A 3,373-nucleotide genomic window follows, 5' to 3' on the forward strand; every position below is an offset into this window, starting at 1 on the left:
CACCACGCCGCTACCATTTCAGTCTTCTAAACACAAATAGGGTGCAATCAAATTTACAGAGCAGACTTTCATGCAAAACTATTGACAGTAGGCACAGCTATCCCTAAGGTGTGATGTACGTCGCCAATGGAGACGTACATCACACCTTACAGCTTTCGAAAGGAGCTACTATGCCTGCCGTTATGGACATTAAGTTTATTGAACGCATGAAGGGAGACATGTCACTCGTTTCCCAGTTCTACGACGACCCCGCCGCCACACTAGGAGAAGCCGGTGTCTCTGAAGAATTTTCAAACGCCGTACTTCGGCGTGATGGAAAGGCACTTCTAGCAATGGGATGGGGGTCCGAGGAGATGGAAGTGGCATTCTCTGGTCGACACACGAGCAATCAATTCTATTGCAGCAAGTAGATGCCATGCCAGACCTGAACTCCCTAGACTATTTCAACCAGTCGAACCCTATTAGGGATGAGGACATACCCCTTCCTATGCGGAAACACTGGGAGAAAATTTCAGATCACGGCTTATCAGGCGCGGAACTTGATTCTGTATTTTGGGCTGACTTTTATGAATTCATAGCACTTGCATACAGAAACGAGTTCCGCCCACCCGTCTCTAAATGGGCAATGACTTTCAATGCACTTGGTTTTCGCAATCCAGGAACCCTGGCCACCACGTTTCACAATTGTTACTCCGTGTTAAAAGCAAACCAAAAGCTGGAAAAGTTATGAGGTTTAGGACGCAAGACGATGCAAACACTGAAAATTTCCGACAAGAATAGCGATGCCTGGGAACAACACTATTTCGCCCCAGAAGCGGACACTGTCTGCGGGTACAAAATACATGTGAACCTAACAGAGCACCAATTTCAAGCCGGAAAGACCCTTCTAGTGGAGGAATACTCAAAAAGAAGGGTTGATTTCAAAGTCTGCAATACTCAAAGTTTTTGTGAACGACTAAATAGCGGCAACTATGGTGTCACTCAAATCGGGAAGGCGGCAACAGTTTACGTCGCCACACCCGAGAGACTCAGTAGTGAAGCGCAATTTCTTCAAGCTATGCTTGCCGAATTCAGCGGCCCTTGTCCCCCAACAGATCTCCGTATCCCCAACAGCGGCATTCTTAGCTATAGATGGGAGGCGAGGAACGAAACCCAGGCCCGCGAAATCTGCAGTGGTGTACCGCTTCCCGTCTTTGATCCGATTGGAGGCTTATCCGCCGTCGGAAATCCTTTCCTCGAACTCAAAAAGGCAGGGATAGACCTAATTATCACTCGCTGCCTTCGCCAGAGCTCCAAAGGTGCTGTTTACGAAGGGATCGCCAAGGGGACTCGGGTGAAGTCCCCAGCAACCTTTCGACCAGTAATTCTAAAGGAATTTAGAAAATACGCATCCAAGTCACACTTAGGACACGATGCTTGGGACATAGGGCGAAGCGAAATAAAGTCATATAAGCAACTAAGACCGCTTCACGTAACACCCCAGCTCTTCTGGGAGGGAACGTCTAACGAGTCAATATATCTCCTATTAGAATCACCTGCCGGGTTTGTGCCTCTTCAAGAATTCGCTAAGAATCTAAGCACAGAATGCCTCGACATTATCTGTTCAAGGGTAGAGTCCCTTATCAAAACCATCGCAAACTCAGACGTACGGTGGATAGACGTATCTCCCTCGAACATTCTCATCAACAACAAACTAGAGATTAAAGCCATAGATTTCGAAATCATTAGTGATGAACGAGGGACCACCTATTATGGTCTCCATCCAGTTCTTAAAGAGCAAGCGCCTACCCCAAGAGAATTAGTAAGCTTATTGCGGGGAAGTCTAGAGGCACTGATCCGAGATTAATGGCATAGTACCTGGAGCACATCATGTTCACATTACTGCATCAATAAATCCCTTTTGACACACCGCAAGTTGCGGCGGGTCAAGAATTCGACCCGTGAGAATTGCCCATTTCGGAAATCCGATGCTGGGTTCATGCTGCGTGCATGAGCTTTCAGTCGCGGTTGTCAAACATTGAGAGACACGATGCAGGATTATAAGACTTCTGATCAAAAATTTTGGACCACCGTACGCAAGAATCATCCTGACTATCTACGTTGGTTCTTCGCCGATACAGCAAGCGCCTTGGGGGCATCCCTCGTGGCCATCCCTATCTCACTTGCGAGCTACCACCTCACTGGAAGCCTAAGTCAAGCGGGAGTGATTGGAGCCGCAAGTTCGGCCGGCTCGATGATCATGACGATCCCGGCCGGCATGATCATTGATCGTTTCAACAAAAAGAAGTTACTTCTCTTCTACGGGCTGAGCCAAATTGCTATTTGGTCAACCTTTTCGCTGCTACTTTACTTGAGCAAATTCACTTTCATACTTTTGTTCTTTTTTAGCCTGTTTGCAGGAATGATTACAGGCGCGTTCGGAGGCCTAACCAACGCCATTTTGAGATTCATCATTCCCGAGAATTTGCTTGTTCAAGCGCAAGGCCGTAACCAAACTCGAGACAACATTATCTGGATGGTCGGACTACCTTTAGGAGGCTTTCTCTACGGTCTAGCCCCGGTTATTCCCTTTGTTGTACAAACTTTGTCTGGGTTGGGTCCGCTTTATGCTTCAAGAACTTTCAGTATGGACTTGGGGAAGTCAAACAGCGAGCAACGGTATTCGTTTAAAGAGTTCTGGTCCGATAGCAAATATTCTTTGGCTTGGATTTGGAAATATCCGATGCTTCGAACAATTTTCAGCATCGATATCTTCTCCAACTTCGCCAACTTTTTCCTCATCGCGTCTATTGACCTATGGCTGGCATACCTCAAAGTTGATGGTTGGATAATCGGCCTCACCTCAACCATGTTTACTATTGGAATGATTGTTGGAGGACTTCTTCAAGACCGCCTCATCAAGCAATTGCCAGGAAGAAACATCATCCGAGCAACAATGCTTTGGGAACTACTGTGGTATCTGTTGCTTCTCGTATTTTCCCAGTATTGGGCACTCATCGCAGTCGCAGCATTTTTCATCGTAGTTCCATCCATTGCGTGCAACTCATACTCCGGAGGACTACTTGCGTTATCAGCACCTCCCGAAAAAATAGGAAAATGCTCGGCAGGAGCGCGTCTGATGATGGGATTGCTACCAATCATCGCTTCCGCCAGCGCGGGTACATTTCTCGCCGCAATTGGTTTTCAGGCAAGCATGGCGCTATGTGCTCTGTGCTCGGTTATCTCCTGTTTGATAGCGACAAGTTCAGTCCTGCGCACACTACCTAAATCATCCGAGTTCAATTTACTCCCCGTATGCGAGTAAGTCCCAAGGTCATCTACCAAAGACTGAAATACAGATGGGGCCTGACCCCCGGAAAGTGGACACGTCGGG

General features: G+C 47.4%; 3 protein-coding genes. All 3 read left to right on the plus strand.

Annotated features, from left to right (window positions below):
• Positions 1–170 precede the first annotated feature (170 nt).
• Positions 171–410 carry a hypothetical protein gene (locus HMPREF3148_RS02370; RefSeq protein ID WP_049062757.1) on the plus strand — a complete coding sequence of 80 codons (240 nt, stop codon included), beginning with the start codon at positions 171–173 and terminating at the stop codon, positions 408–410.
• A gap of 338 nt (positions 411–748) precedes the next feature.
• Entirely contained in the window at positions 749–1,846 is a 1,098-nt protein-coding gene (locus HMPREF3148_RS02375) for a class III lanthionine synthetase LanKC N-terminal domain-containing protein (RefSeq protein WP_049062756.1), read from the plus strand.
• Positions 1,847–2,029: 183 nt separating this feature from the next.
• A complete protein-coding gene (locus HMPREF3148_RS02380; RefSeq protein WP_049062755.1) occupies positions 2,030–3,304 on the plus strand; it encodes an MFS transporter in 1,275 nt (424 codons plus the stop codon).
• Positions 3,305–3,373: the final 69 nt, after the last annotated feature.

Source organism: Corynebacterium sp. HMSC05D08 (assembly GCF_001807215.1).
GTDB lineage: Bacteria > Actinomycetota > Actinomycetes > Mycobacteriales > Mycobacteriaceae > Corynebacterium > Corynebacterium striatum.

What these genes read in the sequence shown, in the direction of transcription:
- HMPREF3148_RS02370 (WP_049062757.1), top strand. Translation starts at nt 171, where the DNA reads ATGCCTGCCGTTATGGACATTAAGTTTATTGAACGCATGAAGGGAGAC.
- HMPREF3148_RS02375 (WP_049062756.1), top strand. Translation starts at nt 749, where the DNA reads ATGCAAACACTGAAAATTTCCGACAAGAATAGCGATGCCTGGGAACAA.
- HMPREF3148_RS02380 (WP_049062755.1), top strand. Translation starts at nt 2,030, where the DNA reads ATGCAGGATTATAAGACTTCTGATCAAAAATTTTGGACCACCGTACGC.